General features: G+C 72.1%; 14 protein-coding genes. 6 read left to right on the forward strand and 8 right to left on the reverse strand.

The genetic code is table 11. The features are described 5' to 3' along the window. Positions 1-11 precede the first annotated feature (11 nt). Both ADY59_RS08475 and ADY59_RS08480 read right to left on the reverse strand, forming a co-directional pair. Complete coding sequence (locus ADY59_RS08475; RefSeq protein WP_049559835.1) at positions 12-542, reverse strand: YbhB/YbcL family Raf kinase inhibitor-like protein; 531 nt, start codon at positions 540-542, stop codon at positions 12-14. 78 nt (positions 543-620) lie between these two features. Next, complete coding sequence (locus tag ADY59_RS08480) at positions 621-2,621, reverse strand: HelD family protein (RefSeq protein ID WP_049559838.1); 2,001 nt, start codon at positions 2,619-2,621, stop codon at positions 621-623. Positions 2,622-2,744: 123 nt separating this feature from the next. Between ADY59_RS08480 and ADY59_RS08485 the strand changes: the two genes are divergently transcribed. Beyond that, entirely contained in the window at positions 2,745-3,077 is a 333-nt protein-coding gene (locus ADY59_RS08485) for a hypothetical protein (protein WP_049559841.1), read from the forward strand. Between the two features lie 205 nt (positions 3,078-3,282). On the opposite strand, the gene ADY59_RS08490 is transcribed toward ADY59_RS08485, so the two are convergent. From ADY59_RS08490 to ADY59_RS08500, 3 genes are read right to left on the reverse strand one after another with little or no spacing between them, the layout of a single operon-like run. Further along, a complete protein-coding gene (locus tag ADY59_RS08490; RefSeq protein WP_049559842.1) occupies positions 3,283-4,935 on the reverse strand; it encodes a DNA repair helicase XPB in 1,653 nt (550 codons plus the stop codon). A gap of 59 nt (positions 4,936-4,994) precedes the next feature. Beyond that, positions 4,995-5,351: a hypothetical protein gene (locus ADY59_RS08495; RefSeq protein ID WP_049559845.1), complete on the reverse strand. Its 357-nt coding sequence runs from the start codon at positions 5,349-5,351 to the stop codon at positions 4,995-4,997. A gap of 37 nt (positions 5,352-5,388) precedes the next feature. Then, entirely contained in the window at positions 5,389-6,876 is a 1,488-nt protein-coding gene (locus ADY59_RS08500; protein ID WP_049559848.1) for a class I adenylate-forming enzyme family protein, read from the reverse strand. A 423-nt stretch (positions 6,877-7,299) separates the two neighbouring features. On the opposite strand from ADY59_RS08500, the gene ADY59_RS08505 reads away from it, so the two are divergent. After that, positions 7,300-7,995 carry a hypothetical protein gene (locus ADY59_RS08505; protein ID WP_049559851.1) on the forward strand — a complete coding sequence of 232 codons (696 nt, stop codon included), beginning with the start codon at positions 7,300-7,302 and terminating at the stop codon, positions 7,993-7,995. Positions 7,996-8,001: 6 nt separating this feature from the next. Here the strand turns inward: ADY59_RS08505 and ADY59_RS53930 are convergent, their stop codons facing one another. Beyond that, the gene (locus ADY59_RS53930; protein WP_442937691.1) at positions 8,002-9,219 is read right to left on the reverse strand and encodes a helicase-associated domain-containing protein; all 1,218 of its coding nucleotides are present in this window, start codon (positions 9,217-9,219) and stop codon (positions 8,002-8,004) included. A gap of 1,158 nt (positions 9,220-10,377) precedes the next feature. Here ADY59_RS53930 and ADY59_RS08515 point away from each other — a divergent pair. Then, entirely contained in the window at positions 10,378-11,196 is an 819-nt protein-coding gene (locus ADY59_RS08515) for a hypothetical protein (RefSeq protein ID WP_049559858.1), read from the forward strand. Positions 11,197-11,199: 3 nt separating this feature from the next. Here ADY59_RS08515 and ADY59_RS08520 read toward each other — a convergent pair whose 3' ends face one another. Then, positions 11,200-11,817 (reverse strand): TetR/AcrR family transcriptional regulator, encoded by a 618-nt coding sequence (locus ADY59_RS08520; protein ID WP_049559861.1) that lies wholly within the window; start codon positions 11,815-11,817, stop codon positions 11,200-11,202. A gap of 112 nt (positions 11,818-11,929) precedes the next feature. Here ADY59_RS08520 and ADY59_RS08525 point away from each other — a divergent pair, with 112 nt between their 5' ends. Together ADY59_RS08525 and ADY59_RS08530 are read left to right on the forward strand one after the other, a co-directional pair. Continuing rightward, complete coding sequence (locus ADY59_RS08525; protein ID WP_269433565.1) at positions 11,930-12,538, forward strand: HAD family hydrolase; 609 nt, start codon at positions 11,930-11,932, stop codon at positions 12,536-12,538. A gap of 88 nt (positions 12,539-12,626) precedes the next feature. Next, positions 12,627-13,022, forward strand: coding sequence for a cold-shock protein (locus ADY59_RS08530; protein WP_049559867.1), 396 nt, complete (start codon positions 12,627-12,629; stop codon positions 13,020-13,022). On the opposite strand, the gene ADY59_RS08535 is transcribed toward ADY59_RS08530, so the two are convergent. Beyond that, the gene (locus ADY59_RS08535; protein WP_231618607.1) at positions 13,019-14,482 is read right to left on the reverse strand and encodes an MFS transporter; all 1,464 of its coding nucleotides are present in this window, start codon (positions 14,480-14,482) and stop codon (positions 13,019-13,021) included. The two genes, ADY59_RS08530 and ADY59_RS08535, sit on opposite strands and share 4 nt — an antisense overlap. 210 nt (positions 14,483-14,692) lie before the next feature. On the opposite strand from ADY59_RS08535, the gene ADY59_RS08540 reads away from it, so the two are divergent. Then, the gene (locus ADY59_RS08540; protein ID WP_049559869.1) at positions 14,693-15,493 is read left to right on the forward strand and encodes a DUF3027 domain-containing protein; all 801 of its coding nucleotides are present in this window, start codon (positions 14,693-14,695) and stop codon (positions 15,491-15,493) included. The last annotated feature ends 18 nt before the right edge of the window (positions 15,494-15,511 follow it).

Below are 15,511 nucleotides of genomic sequence, written 5' to 3' on the forward strand. Positions count from 1 at the left end.
ATCAGAGGTGGTCAGACGCCGTAATGCGGGATGATGTGGCCGCGAGCCAGGGTGTTGGCGGTGATGTTGAAGCCGACCGCCGCCGGGGGCGTGTCGCCGCTCACCCCCAGGCCGTCGACCGACAGCGCGTGCACGGTGAACACGTAGCGGTGCGGGTCGCCGGGCGGGGGCGCGGCGCCGCCGTACTCCTTGGTGCCGTAGTCGGTGCGGGCGTGGACGGCGCCCTGCGGCAGGCCCTTGAACTCGGGGCCGGTGCCCGCGCCCGTCGGCAGCTCGGTCACCGAGGCCGGGATGTCGAACAGCACCCAGTGCCAGAACCCGCTGCCCGTCGGGGCGTCGGGGTCGAAGCAGGTGACGGCGTAGCTCCTGGTGCCGTCGGGGGCGCCGGACCAGCGCAGGCTGGGGGACAGGTTCTGGCCCGTCATGCCCCAGTCGTTGAAGACGTGGAGGTCGTTCAGCCGGTCCCCGTCGGTGATGTCGTCGCTCTGCACCACGAGCGAGGGGACGGGCGGCAGGTATTCGTGTGGCAGCGGTGCCGGCACGGTTTCCTCCTAGGGTGATGGCTTCTGCCCAGCATCCTAGGAGCGTTCGGCGCCGCTGCCACCGCCCCGCGCGCCGTGTCAGCCGGCGAGCTGGGCGGGAAGGGGCCTGGCGTGCAGGACCGTCAGGGACGTGACCGCGCGCGTGAGCACCACGTACAGCCGGGCCAGGCCGCGGGGTTCGGCCTCGACGATGTCGGCGGGCTCCACCACGATCACGTGGTCGTACTCCAGGCCCTTGGCCAGTGTCGCCGGGACGATCAGCAGCCGGTGCTCGTCGGCCGAGTCGGGGTCGAGGACGGCGTGCGCGACGCCGTCCAGCGCGGCCGACGTGGCCGCAACCAGCGCGTCGGGGACGATGACGCCGATCGAGCCCTCCCTGGCCAGGACCTCGGTCACGGCCTGGCGCAGGTCGCCGCCGGGCCGTACCGACAGGGAGCCGGCGCCGGGACGGAGCGAGCGGGGGGCGGCCAGGCCGGGGGCGACCGAGGGGAGCAGGCGGGCGGCGTAGTCGAGGACCTCACGCGGCACGCGGAAGCCGAGCGTCAGCTCGGTGACCTCGCCCGTCTCCTGGCCGAGGTGGCGCAGCACCGCCTCCCAGGACGTGGTCGACCACGGCGTGGTGCCCTGGGCGAGGTCGCCGAGCACGGTGGCCGAGCCGTTGCGGCAGCGCCGGCCGAGCGCGCGCAACTGCATCTCCGACAGGTCCTGGGCCTCGTCCACCACCAGGTGGCCGAGCGAGGGAGTGCGTTCGACGAGGTCGCCCAGCTCGTCGAGGAGCGCCGCGTCCGCCGCCGACCACTTCGCCGACTTCCAGCTCCGGTACGGTTTCCGCCACAGGATCAGCTGTTGCTCGTCGGGCGACAGATCGGATCTGGCGGCCTTGGCCAGAAACTCCGGGTCCGACAGGAGGCGGTGGAGGACCTGCTCCGGCGTCAGCTTCGGCCAGATGGCGTCCACCAGTTGCTTGACCGGCTTCGAGCGGGCCACCGAGTCCTGTACCCGGTCGTCGGGCGACTCGCCGCGCTGTTCCATCCGCACCAGCACCATGTGCGCCAGCCGCTGGGCCAGCGCCGCCCGGCCGGGGCCGTAGCGGGTGGTGCCGCGCAGCGAGGCGACGATCTCGCGCACCTCGTAGTCGGCCACCCGGTGGCGGTAGGCGCCCTTGGCGAACACCAGGCCCTCCTCGGGCTTGACGATGTGCAGCCAGAGGGCCCGTCCGAGGACGGCCGCCATCCGGGCGTCGCCCTTGACGGCGGCGACCGCCGGGTCCTCGGCGGCAGCGTGCTCGCCGAGCAGCCCGGCCACCGTCGTCTGGTCGACCTTGACCTCGCCCAGCGCGGGGAGCACGGAGGAGATGTAGGACAGGAAGGCGCGGTTCGGGCCGACGATCATCACGCCTGACCTGGCGAGCCGCTCGCGGTGGGTGAACAGCAGATAGGCGGCCCGGTGCAGGCCGACGGCGGTCTTCCCGGTGCCGGGGGCGCCCTGCACGCAGACGGTCTGGGTCAGCGTGGCGCGGACGATCTCGTCCTGGTCGGGCTGGATGGTGGCCACGATGTCACGCATCGGGCCGGTGCGGGGGCGTTCGATCTCCTCGGTGAGGATCTTGGAGGGACCGATCTCGCCGCCCTGTCCGAGCGGCTCGTCCTCGAACGCGGTCAGCGCCCCGCCGTGATAGCCGAAGCGCCGCCGCAGCCGCACGCCCATCGGGTCGGCAGGGCTCGCCTGGTAGAAGGCCCGCGACACCGGGGCCCGCCAGTCGATCACCAGGGGCCGGCTGCTGCCGTCGTGCACGTGGCGGCGGCCGACGTAGATGACGGGCGGCAGGTCGTCGTCGGCGCCCCGGTCGAGGCGGCCGAAGAACAGCGGCGTGTCGGGGTGGTCGGCCAGCGCGGCCACCCGCTGGTCCAGCAGCGACTGCAGGATCTGCTGCGACACCCAGTCGCCGGCCGCGTCGGCCGACAGCGACTGCGCGTGGGCGCGCATGGCCTGCAGGGCGGCTCGCGACTCGGCCAGGTGGGCCTGCTCGGCCGCGAGCACGTCGGAGGGTATGTCGGGGGCCAGTTGGTCTGTGGGCATGCGAAAGCGCCTCCCGGTGGGATCGGAGGTGGTGGTAACAGGTAGCGAATCCGCCAGTTTAGTGCGCGCTCCGGTGGGCCTCAAAAGCATTTAGCCGGACGCCGCGCGGGGTAGGAAGTCGGCGTGGCGCGCGTCCGGCTCGGCATCTCGCCGATCATCCCCACCGTCGCGAGCTTTCTGCTGGCGGCGCTGTGGGGGCTGTCCGTGTTCGCGGGCTGGGGGCTTGAGGCGTTCTGCTCGGGTGGCGAGCTCGCTTCGGCCTGTGCGCGCCGGCTCGCCACGGTGTCCATGGTGTCGGGGCTGTTCGCCGCCGCCGCCGCGGGCTGCACGGTGGCGGCCTGGCTGGCCGGAGCCGTCCGGCGGGACACACGGCTGTTCGGCAGGTTGATGGGGGCGGGCGTCGCGGCGTGGATCGCGGCCGAAGGGGTGCTGTTCCTCGGCGGCCAGCTGCTCTGAACATACCTGTAACGAAGCTGGGAAATACCGAAAAATCCGGGCATACCAGGTGCGTTTGTCGGATCATCAGGGTATGTCGCTGCCGGACTGGCAGCGGTGATGAGAGGACGCAGTGAGGGGGGTGGTTCGATTGTCGACGGCCCGCGGAGTCTCGTGGACGTGAGGCGCTAGACCTGGCCTGGCCGCTCGGACCGAGCGGCCGGGCTCACACCCCGCCGTGCACGTCGTCGGCGTCGATGATCTGGTACGCGTATCCCTGCTCGGCCAGGAACCGCTGGCGGTGCGCCGCGAACTCCTGGTCCACCGTGTCCCGGCTGACCACCGTGTAGAAGCGCGCCCCGCCGCCGTCGGCCTTGGGCCGCAGCACCCGGCCGAGCCGCTGCGCCTCCTCCTGCCGCGACCCGAACGTCCCCGACACCTGGATGGCCACGGCCGCCTCCGGCAGGTCGATGGAGAAGTTCGCCACCTTCGACACCACCAGGACCTGGATCTCCTTGTCGCGGAACGCCTGATAGAGCCGCTCACGCTCCTTGATCCGCGTCTCGCCCTTGATGACCGGCGCGTTCAGGTGCTCGCCGAGCTCGTCGAGCTGGTCGATGTACTGGCCGATGACCAGCACCTGCTCGCCCAGGTGCCGCCGGACCAGCGCCTCGGTCACGTGCGTCTTGGACGGCGTCGTCGCGCAGAACCGGTAGCGCTCCTCCGCCTCGGCCATCGCGTACGCCAGCCGCTCCTCGTCGCTCAGCGTGACGCGGACCTCGACGCAGTCGGCCGGGGCGATCCAGCCCTGGTTCTCCATCTCCTTCCAGGGCGCGTCGTAGCGCTTGGGGCCGATCAGCGAGAACACGTCGCCCTCGCGCCCGTCCTCGCGCACCAGCGTCGCCGTCAGGCCGACGCGGCGGCGGGCCTGGAGGTCGGCGGTCATCCGGAAGATCGGCGCCGGCAGCAGATGCACCTCGTCGTAGACGATCAGGCCCCAGTCGCGCGCGTCGAACAGCTCCAGATGGCTGTAGACGCCCTTCCGCCGGGTCGTCATCACCTGGTAGGTGGCGATCGTGACCGGGCGGATCTCCTTCTTCGTGCCGGAGTATTCGCCGATCTCGTCCTCGGTCAGCGAGGTGCGCTTGAGCAGCTCCTGCTTCCACTGGTGGGCGCTGACCGTGTTGGTGACCAGGATGAGCGTGGTCGCCTGGGCGTGCGCCATCGCCGCCGCGCCGACGATCGTCTTGCCGGCGCCGCACGGCAGCACGACCACGCCGGAGCCGCCGTGCCAGAACGCGTCGGCCGCCTCCTGCTGGTAGGGGCGCAGCGTCCAGCCGTCCTGCGCGAGGTTGATCGTGTGATGCTCGCCGTCGACGTAACCGGCCAGGTCCTCGGCGGGCCAGCCCAGCTTGAGCAGCGCCTGCTTGACGTTGCCCCGGTCGCTCGGGTGCACGACGACGGAGTCGCCGCCCAGCCGCTCGCCCAGCATCGGCTGGATCTTCTTCGAGCGCAGCACCTCTTCGAGCACGGCCCGGTCGGTCGAGGTCAGCACCAGGCCGTTGACCGGGTCCTTCTCCAGCCTCAGCCGGCCGTAGCGGGCCATGGTCTCGGCGATGTCGACCAGCAGGGCGTGCGGCACCGGGTAGCGGCTGTGGCTGATCAGCGCGTCGATCACCTGCTCGGCGTCGTGCCCGGCGGCGCGCGCGTTCCACAGCGCCAGCGGCGTCACGCGGTAGGTGTGGACGTGCTCGGGCGCCCGTTCGAGCTCGGCGAACGGCGCGATGGCCTTCCGGCACGCGTCGGCCTTCTCGTGGTCGACTTCGAGCAGCAGCGTCTTGTCGGACTGGACGATGAGCGGGCCGTCGTTCACCAGCATCCCTTCAACGGTTGACGCCTATCCAACACGCACGAGGGCCGATACAGTCCCCGAACTGGCTACTCGTCCTCCAGATAGCCGTTGACGCCGAGGAAGACGAACAGGCCGACCATCAGCACGAACCCGGTCCCGAACAGCACCCAGCTCCACACGATCATGGACCGGGCGGTCCCGGGGGAGGTCTCGGACCGCATCGACAGGCCGGCCAGGATCGCGCCGGGGATGCCGAGCAGGTTGCAGCAGCTGACGACGCCCAGCAGGTTGAGAATGAGCGAGACGATCGCGCTGGGGCTGGGCTGGTTGCGCGGGGGCGGCGGGTAACCGTAGCCGTAACCGTACTGAGGCGGTGGCTGCGAGCCGTAGTCGGCGCCGTAAGGCTGGTACGGGTAACCGCCGGGCGGATCCTGCTGGCTCATGCCACCTCCTGTCCGGTCAACATTTATCACGGATTGGTCATGTGTCCGGCCCGAATCTGGCCCGCAGGGCCTTACGATCCAGCTTGAGCACGCTGGTGACCGGGATGGAGTCGACGAACGTCACCTCGCGGGGATACTTGACCCGGCCGACCCGGTCGCGGGCCCAGGCGATCAGCTCGTCCCCGGTCGCCGTCCCGCCGGGCCGGAGCTGGACGAAAGCCACGACCTCCTCGCCGAGTCGGGGGTCGGGCCGGCCGACGACGCCGGACATGACCACGTCCGGGTGGTCGTTCAGCGCGTCCTCCACGTCGCGCGGGAAGACGTTGAAGCCGCCCCGGATGATCAGGTCCTTCTTCCTGTCCACCACATAGAGGTAGCCGTCGTCGTCCACGCAGCCGATGTCGCCGGTGCGCAGCTCGTCGCCGACCAGCGCGGTGCCGTCGGGGTCGGGCTCGTGCTCGCCCCAGTAGCCGAGCATGAGCGATTCGCCCGTCACGCAGATCTCGCCCACGTCGCCGGGCTCCACGGCCTCGCCGTCCGCGTCGCGGATCGTGATCGTGTAGCCGGGCAGCGGCAGGCCGACGCTGCCCGGCTTGTGCCTGCCCGGCGGGTTGAACGTGGTGACCGCGCTGGTCTCGGTCAGCCCGTAGCCCTCCAGGACGCGCACGCCGGGCATCCGGCGTTCGAACTCGGTCAGCGTCTCGCGGCCCAGGGGCGCCGCGCCGCAGGTGAGGAACGCCAGGTCGGGCAGCGGATGATCCTCCAGCGGCTCGGCCAGCAGCATCTGCAGCATGGCGGGCACCACCGTGCCGTACTGGACGCGTTGTTCGGCGGCCAGCCGCAGGAAGAGCCGGGGGTCGAACCAGCGCATGAGCACGGCCTGGGGCGGCTCGGTGGCGTGCATCGCGGCGACGGTGACGATCAGCCCGTAGGCGTGGGAGAGGGGGACCGGCACGATGGCGCGGTTGATCCCCGGCTGGTGGGACATCTCGTAGGAGGCCTTGGCCACCTGCCAGAGCCCCGCGTGGCTGAGCATCACGCCCTTGGCCCGGCCGGTGGTGCCTCCCGTGTACATGAGCGCGGCGAGATCCCCGGGATCTCGCGGCACCGGCCCGTGCTCGGCCGCCCGTTCGAGCTCGCCGGTGTCCACATGCACCGGTACGTCCACGCCGGCGGCCTCGACCGTGGGCATGAGCTCGGGGGAGGTGACGATCGCGGAGGCGCCGCTGTCGAGCACGATGTGCCGCAGCTCCTCGGCGCCCACGAGGAACACGACCGGAGTCACCACCGCCCCGGCCGCCCACAGCGCCTGGCAGATGACGGGCACGTCGGGCGAGGTGGCCATCATGACGACGACCCGGTCACCGGGCCGGATCCCCGACGCCACGAACCCGCCGCAGACCTTCCTGGCCCGCTCGGCCAGGCTGTGGCTGCGATGCCATTCCCCCTCGTAGAAGAGCGAGTCGTAGTCCTCGAACCTGGTCCAGGACTGTTCGGCCAACCGGCCCAGCGTTTGCTCGGTCACATGCCCTAACTTGCTGCGATCCGCCAGGCGTAGTCAACCCTCTCGCGATCGACCGGACGGCTTTCCTGACTAGTCATTGTGGAGTGCGGCCCACGTGTCCTTAAATAGGCATAAATCCGCCTCTGGGGTGATTCCTGTTTCCCGTGGGGCCAGTTCCAGTTTTGAGGTGACACGTGGGGATAATGTGGCCTGCGGAGGCAACTCCTGACTTGTCAACCCCTGACTGTCCCGAGCAAGGGAGCGCATGATCGACATGGTCCAGCACCCACCCGCCGCCGAAGGTGCCTGGTCACGACCCTTCGGAAGAAGCCCGCGAAGACCCCGCCGGACGGCGCAAGAATCCGTTGGCCCGCGATTACTGCCGAAAGAAAACTACATCACCGTCCGCGTCATGACTTTCCATGAAAGTTCCAGAGGTGCCCTGTGACGTACGGGACCGAACGCCGGCTCGGCGAATCGACGCTCGCCGACGACTTTCCGCAAGCGGACGGTTTCCCGCCGCTCACGGACCTGACGGCAGCCCGCCTGACGCCCTGCGACGTGGCGCACCTGCTTCGCACCTATCTGGAGCCCGCCTGCTTCCCGCCGGCGGTGCACCGCCTGGCCCAGCGCCACCTCCTGGCGCTCGTGGGCCCCGAGGCGACCGGCAGGCGCCTGGGCGCGATCGCCCTGCTGTCGCGCATGCCGCTGGCCGAAGGCAGCATCACCATCCTGTCTCCCGTCACGACGGTCGCCGGCCTGGTCGCGCGCATGCCCTTCGAACCCGGCAGGGCCTACCTGCTCCCCGACTGGCCCCTCGCCGGTCAGCCCCTCACCTCGCTGGCCCACGCCCTGGCCGAGATCGGCGCGTACCTGGTCGTCACCCACACGCCGCCCCCGCGATCCGCCGAACCGACGGAGCTGCACCATCCCTGGTCACCGCCGCCGGGAGCCGGTCTCTTCGATCTCTGCCTCGCCACGTTCGGCCTTCCGGCACACCGGCATCCGGCCGACGTGGCGACCGCCAGGGAACTCGCCGCCACCCTCGTCTCCCCGGCCGCGATCGTGGCGCTCGCGACCCAGATCACCCGCCTGGACACCCCGCTGGCCGGTCTGCTCCCCGCGGAGGAGGGCGCCTGAAAGCCCTCAGATGCCCGAGACCCCGGTGATGCGGTGCAGCGCGAACCGGTGCACCGCCGCCCGGGTCTCGTCGTAGGCGGTCAGGTAGCCGCCCTCCATGCGGGCCGGCTCCAGGATGCGCGAGGTGGCGTTGCCCTGGGAGTCGAGGTAGCCGATCCACACCCGGACGCCCTGCCGGATCGCGTCCTGGAGGGCGGAGATGGTGGCCGTGGCCGGGCTGCGGGGCAACTGGCCGCCGGGGGCGTCGACGGGCTCGCGGCGGGCCAGGTGGGCCGCGTCACCGGCGCGCAGGGCGCGGACGGCCGCCACCGCCACCTCGGGGTCCAGGCCGTTCGGTGAGCTGAGCGGGCGGGCGGCGGCGATGCCCTCGGTGCGCCGGCTGTCGAGCTGGGTGATGATCACATCGCCGTCGAGCGACTCGGGGACCGGCGCGTACCCCATGGCCCGCAGCGAGTCGACCAGCGCCGCGCGCGACGAGCGGGAGGCGATGACGGTGGGCGCCAGGCGGCGCAGCCGCAGGGCGGCCGAGCGGCGGTCGGCGGTGATCTGGTCGAGCAGCGCCGGGTCGTCGCAGCGGATGTACGCGCCGGCCGTGCCGACGCGCATCCGCCCGTGCCGCCGGGCGACATCGGCGACCAGGTAGGACAGCGCCTGCGGGACCGGCGTGGCGGAGTGGCGTTCGAGCATGGCCAGCAGCTCCTCGGCCGCCTGGCCGGCGTCCAGGGCGCGCCGGATGGAGCTCTCGCCGAACCGGTAGACGGTCGCCCCGCCCTTGGACTCGACGTCGGCGGCGAGCGTCATCCACCGGTTCAGCTCGCTGGTGAGCGGGCCGGGGGCGACGGCGGTGAGGTCGGCCTGGAGCAGCACGTGGTCGACCGGCTCCGGCAGCAGCGGGGCGAGCGCCGAGGCGGGGTCGTCGCCGGAGAGCAGGGCCCGGCCGTGGCCGGACAGCGCGCCGAGCCCGGTGAGCCCGAGCTGTTCGGCCTCGCGCAGCGCGAACTCGGTGAGCTGCTCGCGCAGCGGCCCGCGGCGGCGCGGCTGCTCCCAGGCGAGGCGTTCGAGGATGGAGTCGCGCGAGGGCGCCAGGCCCGGTGCGGCGGCGAGCACGCCGAGCGCGGCCGCCCGGACGGCGGGCGCGGACGAGCGGCGCAGGTCGGTGTGCAGGGCGTTGAGCGGCCGGTCGCGGTCGTCGCGCTCACCCACCAGGCCGGGCACCCGGTCCATGTGCAGCCAGGTCGAGGCCAGCGCCACCCAGCGCTCGGCAGTGCCCCTGACCCGCCACAGGTCGTAGCCGGCGGTCGGCAGCCACTCGCCGTCGACGTTGCCGCCCGCCGCGATCAGCCCGGCGGCGTACGTGACCTCCACGACCAGCGCGGCAGCCCATTCGGGCAGGTCGAGCTCGGTGGCGGTGCGTTTCATGTCGCGGACCCCGAGGCCGCCGGTGCGCAGCACGCCGGGCGGGTCGATGCTCCACCGCTCGCACAGCTCCTCGACCGCCCGCACGAACATGAACGCCTGCCCGGCCGCGGTGCGGTCGCCCAGCTTCCGGTCGCGGGCGGCGCCGTCGAGCGCGGGCGGCACGGCCAGCAGGTCACGATGCACGCGCCCGCCGCGCAGGTAGAGGCCTACCTCGCGGGGCAGCGTCACGCTCTCCTCGCCGGTCGCCGCCAGCAGGCCGCGGGCCAGCAGTTGCTCGATGGGCGAGCGGGCCGAGCCGATCCGGACCTCGCGCCGGGCGTTGGGCACCCGGCCGGTCGGCGGCCCCCAGGCGAGCTGGTCGAGCGCGGCCCTGGCCTCCGCCGAGACGTCCTCGACCAGCTTGGCGGGCTCGGCCAGCGCGGCGGCCAGGCGCTCCCGGCCGGACCCCTCGGTGCCGGGCGCGACGTCGTCGGCCATCTCCTCCAGCTGCTCCGGCGGATGATGCCGGAACGCCGCCTCGGCCGCCGGCCCCAGCCCCGCCGGGTCGTCCAGCGCCTTGCGCACGCCCGGGGCCAGGTCGAGCGCCGAGTCGGGGCCGTACACGAGGGCCAGGCCGCGCAGGTGGTCGAGCGCGGCGGTCAGCGCCGGCTCGGGCTTGCCCGCCGCCAGCGCGCCGCCGATCAGCTCGCGCAGCGCCGTCTTCCTGATCGGGCCGGGCTGTACGGCGAGCGTCTCGACGACGGCGAGCCTGAACCGGTCGAGCCGGTCGAGCACCCTGGCGATCGCCGACGGGCTGCCCGCCCGGGAGGCCAGACCCTCCAGGTGGGCCGGCACCGGGGTGATCAGCTCGGGGCGCGCGGACACCAGCGCCCGCAGCTCCTCGTCGGAACGCCCCCTGATCCACTCCGTGAACTCCATCGTTGCCATGGTATGTCCCTGCTCGTTGAGGCAGCATTGCTAGGCGTGATAGAGCGAGCGGACCAGCTCATACTCAACTACGTCAGCAAGGCCGCTGACGCGGCGCACGGCGTGCTGAGGCCCGAGCAGCGGCTCGACTTCACCAGGCGGCTGCGCGCCCGGATCGAGGAGGAGCGCGCGGGCAGCCAGAACGCGCGCGACGTGGTCAAGGTGCTCGCCCGGTTCGGTGACCCGGTGGCGCTGGTGGAGCGCGAGGTCCGCCGCCTGGCGGCCGCCTCGGCGCCGCCCCCGCCCGGCCCCGGAGCCGGGACGGACGGGGTGACCGCGGCCTTCCCCAAGGTGGTGGACGACCCGGCGCTGCCGCCGGGCGTGGCGCACTACCGGAGGGTCGCCCGTGCCCAGCTGAGCAGGAGGCCGCGCGGGCTGCCGTTCGCCGGGCTGCGGCGGGCGGCGATGGCCGGTGCGAACCCGATGGCCACCGGCGGCCGGGACGCCAGGACCGTGGTCAAGGAGCATCCGCGCGAGGCCGCCGCCCTGGTGATCCTGGTGGTAGCGGCGCTGCTGGTGCCGTTCGACCTGCCGGCCGTCGCGATCTTCCGGGTGCCCGTGATCGCCTGGGGGGCGGGGGCGGCGCTGGTGATGTTCAGCGAGACCTGGGCGCTGCGCGACCGGCTGATCGGGATCGGAGCGCCCATGCTCGGCTACACGGCCGGTGGCGTGGTCGTGGGCGATCTGCGGGTGGGGGACCGGCCGGGGCTGCAGGCGTTCGTGCTGGAGTTCTTCAACGCCAGCGGGATCATGTTCATGATCGGCACCGGGGCGGGGGTGTGCTGGCTGTTCCTCCGGCTGCTCGATCGGGGATGAAGGTCAGGTGACGGGCGCGGGGGTGGGCGTCAGGCCGGTGGCCAGGCGCACCCAGGCCGTGACGAACTGGTCCTTCTCGGCGTGACCCGGCGTCTCGCCCACGGTCTCCTGGAACAGCCTGTACTGCACGACCGAACCGCCGAGCACGGCGGCGATGCCCGCCCAGTCGAGCTTGACGTCGCGATATTCGGGCTGCGTCTCGAACCAGGTGACGATGGCCTCGAACATCGGCTGCAGCAGCCCCTGCCGGACCACCGCCACCAGCTCGGGGAACTGGCTGAGATCGCGGAAGAAGACCCGGGTCAGCTCCGACTCCTCGCGGACCTTCGCCAGCCCGGCCCGGCACAGCAGCGACAGCCGGTCCTCCAGACCGGCCGAGGACTCCATGCCGTTCAGCTCGGCCAGGCTCTCGGCGATCTGGCCGGCGGTCCTGGCCGCGTGCTCGTTGATCGCGGCGGCGAGCACCTCGTACTTGGACTTGAAGTGCCGGTAGAGGCCGCCCGCGCCGGGGGACAGCCCGGCGGCGGCCTCGATCTCGGCGACGGACGTGGCGGCGTAGCCGCGCTCGGCGAACAGCCGCAACGACTCGTCGATGATCCGCTCACGCGTGCTCGTGGCCATCTGTTTCCTGCTACCTCCGGCGGGATAAGTAATTCCTTTCCTACGGTCCCACAACAACCGCCGTTACACGTATCACCTCGTTCTTTGGCATCCTTCACATGTGGCGACATCGGTGGGATTTGATCTGGACATGACACTGGCTGATACGCGGGCGGGGATCGCGGCGGTCTACGACGAGCTCTCCGCGCGGCTCGGCGTCGCGATCGACAGCGCGCTGGTCGTCACCCGGCTCGGCCCGCCGCTCGAGCAGGAACTGGCCCACTGGCTGCCGGAAGAGGCGATCAAGGAGGCGGCCGACCTCTACCGGGAGATCTACCAGCACGTCGGCGTGCCCTCGCACGTGGCCATGGAAGGGGCACACGAGGCGATCGAGAGCGTGCGCGCCGGGGGCGGCCGGGTCATCGTGGTGACCGGCAAGAACGAGCGCGACGCCACCAGCACCGTGCGGCACCTCGGGCTGGACGTGGACGAGGTGGTCGGCGCCGTCTTCGGCGCGGGCAAGGGAACCGCCCTCGCGAGGTTCGGCGCGGCAGCTTATGTTGGTGACCATGTGGCCGACATCGCGGCGGCGCGGGCGGGAGGCGCGTTCAGCGTCACGGTCGCGACCGGCCCTTACAGCGTGGGCGAGCTCCGCGAGCACGGAACCGATGTGGCACTGGCCGACCTGACGGAATTCGCCACCTGGTTCGCCGGATGGCGATCGCGCGCCGAACTCGTGTAATTCATCGGCATTTACCCGGTCGCCCTGTCGCCCTACGGGGCATAACCTACGTCCATCCCTATCACGACTGTTTGAACGAGGTCCTCCTGTGCCGAGTGGCAAGGTCAAGTGGTACGACGCCGACAAGGGTTTCGGCTTCCTCACCCGTGACGACGGCGGTGAGGTCTTCGTGCATTCCTCCGCGCTTCCGGCGAACGCCGGGCCACTCAAGCCCGGGCAGAAGGTCGAGTTCGGCGTGGCCGAGGGCCGGCGCGGCCAGCAGGCGCTCTCGGTGCGCATCCTTGACCAGCCGCCCACCCTGGCCAAGACCAAGCCCAAGGGCAAGCGGAAGAAGCCGGACGAGATGGTGGTCATCGTCGAGGACCTGATCAAACTGCTCGACGGCGTCTCCATGTCCTACCAGCGGGGCAAGCATCCCGAGGCGGCGCACGCCAAGAAGATCGCCCAGGTGCTGCGGGCCGTCGCCGACGACCTGGACGCCTAGCCGTTCGGGTTCGTCAGCGGTTTGGTGCGGTCGAGCGGCTCGGTCCGCGGCTCCGGCCCGGGATGCCGGACGCGGGCCTGCCGTTCGGCGGCCCGCACGCGGGTGCGCCGGGTCACCACCAGCCAGCCGAGCACGGCGGTCAGCGTCACGGCCAGCGTGACGAAGCCCGCCGTGCTGCTCTCGGTCAGCGACAGCACCAGCCCGACCAGCCCGCCGAACACCCAGGCGAGCTGCAGCATCGCCTCGACCACGCCGAACGTGGACGAGCGCATCTCCTCGCCGATCTCCCGCTGCACGATCGCGTCGAGCGCCAGCTTGCCGAGCTCCTGGGCGAACGCGGTGACCAGCGAGATCGCGACGGCGGTCCACAGGCCGAAGAAGATCGCGGAGACGATCGTGGTCGTCACGGTCGCGGCCAGCGTGAGGAGCACGAGCACGCCGGGCGAGTGGTTGCGGGCCCAGTTGGCGGCCACCGCGCCGATCAGGCCGCCCAGCCCGGCCGCCGCCGCCAGCACCGCGATCGTCTTCGGCACGTCGAAGAACGGGTCGGGCGTCGCGAGCCAGGGCACCCCGCCGTCCTGCACCAGGAAGAGCAGGAAGAACAGCAGGAACCCGGAGAACAGCCGGATGGCCACGTTCGCCCGGACGGCCTCGGCCACCGCCGGGCCCACGTTGAACAGGGTCCGCCAGCGGGGCGCCCGGCCCTCCTCCGGCGTCTCCTCATCCAGGTCGGGCGAATCCACGTGGCGCGGCAGGCGTACGGCGAAGACCCCCGCGAGCAGGAACGCGACCATCGCCACGCGCAGGATCGTGGCGCTGCCCAGCCACGCGGTCAGGCCCGCCCCGACCGGCACCATCACACCGGCCGTCACCAGGGAGAACAGCGCCACGCGCGCGTTGGCCGAGACGAGCGTGATGTCGGCGGGCAGCACACTCGGCATGATCGCCGCCCGCGACACGTTGTAGGCCTTCGACAGCACCAGGACGCCCAGCGCCCCGGCGAACAGCGTCGGCAGGTCCTGCGGCCCCACCGCCGCCGCCATCGCGAAGCACAGCAGCCCCCGGCCGAACAGCGTGCCGGCCATCACGTAGCGGCGCCCGGACCTGAAGCGGTCCAGGATCGGCCCCACGAACGGCGCCAGCAAGGCGAACGGCAGCATCGTGATGACCAGATAGAGGGCCACGGGCCCGCGCGCCTCGCCGACCGGCAGCCCGAAGAACACGGTGCTGGCCAGCGCGATCGTGACGAGCGTGTCGCCCGCGCTGTGCCCGGCGGTGAGCTCGATCAGCCGGCCCAGGCCGGTGCGGTCGGCGCCGTTGGCGTGGGTGAGCCGCCGGGTGGCGCGCCCGACCTTGCGGGCCCCGCCCGCCGTGGCCCGGCCCGCGCGCGCGGTGCCGCCCGCCGTCGCCTTCGCGGCGCGCGCGGTCGCACGGCCCGCGCCGGCGACGCCGCGCCCCACGCGCCGTGATATGTCCCGCGCTCGCTCCCAGCCTCCCTCCACGCCTACCAGTCTTACCCGATTCCCCGTCGATCTCCGCGTCGGATCCCCCTCAGTGGGCCCCCTCGACGTCGATCTCGCGACCCGATCCTGACCAGTCGGCCCCGTGAGGTCCGGGCATGGGTGAGAATGAAGTGTGAGCGAACAGCACCTTTCGGCGGAGGCGGGCCGATGACCCGTGCCAGGACCCGCGTCTCCGCCCCCGACCAGGCCTGTGTCGCCGCCGTTGATCTGGCGCGCACCGCGGCCGAGGAGCTGGCGCGTCCGGGCGAGCCCGGCGAGCACCTCGGCTTCGAGAGCGAGGGCGACCGGATCGTCACCCATTACTTCGCCTGCCTCGACCGCGCCTATCGCGGCTGGCGCTGGGCGGTGACCGTCACCCGCGCCTCGCGCGCGAAGAAGGTCACGGTCAGCGAGGCCGTCCTGCTGCCCGGCGCCGGCGCGCTGCTGGCGCCCGAGTGGCTGCCGTGGAGCGAGCGGCTGCGGCCCGGCGACCTCGGCGTGGGCGACCTGCTGCCGACGGCCGACGACGACGACCGGCTGGAGCCGGGCTTCACCGAGACCGACGACGACGTCGACCACCAGATGATTTTCGAGTACGGCCTGGGCCGGGCCCGTGTGCTCTCGGCCGTCGGCAAGGACCGGGCGGCCAGGCGCTGGCACTCGGGCGAGCACGGGCCGCACACTCCGATCGCACACGCCGCTCCCGCGCAGTGCTCCACCTGCGGCTTCTACTGGCCGCTCGCGGGTGGGCTCCGGCGCACGTTCGGAGTCTGCGCCAATGAGTACGCGCCCGACGACGGCAAGGTGGTGGCCGCCGACCACGGCTGCGGGGCCCACTCCGAGGCCGCGGTCATGCCGCCGCCCGTGGAGCAGGCCACGCCCATCCTCGACGACCTGGGTTTCGACCTGATGGAGGAGGAGGCCGGATCGGTCGACGAAACCGCCTCCGAGGAGCTCGGCCACTCCTGATCGGCTTTCTGGCGGGGA

It is taken from the genome of Nonomuraea sp. SBT364 (assembly GCF_001083785.1).
Lineage (GTDB): Bacteria > Actinomycetota > Actinomycetes > Streptosporangiales > Streptosporangiaceae > Nonomuraea.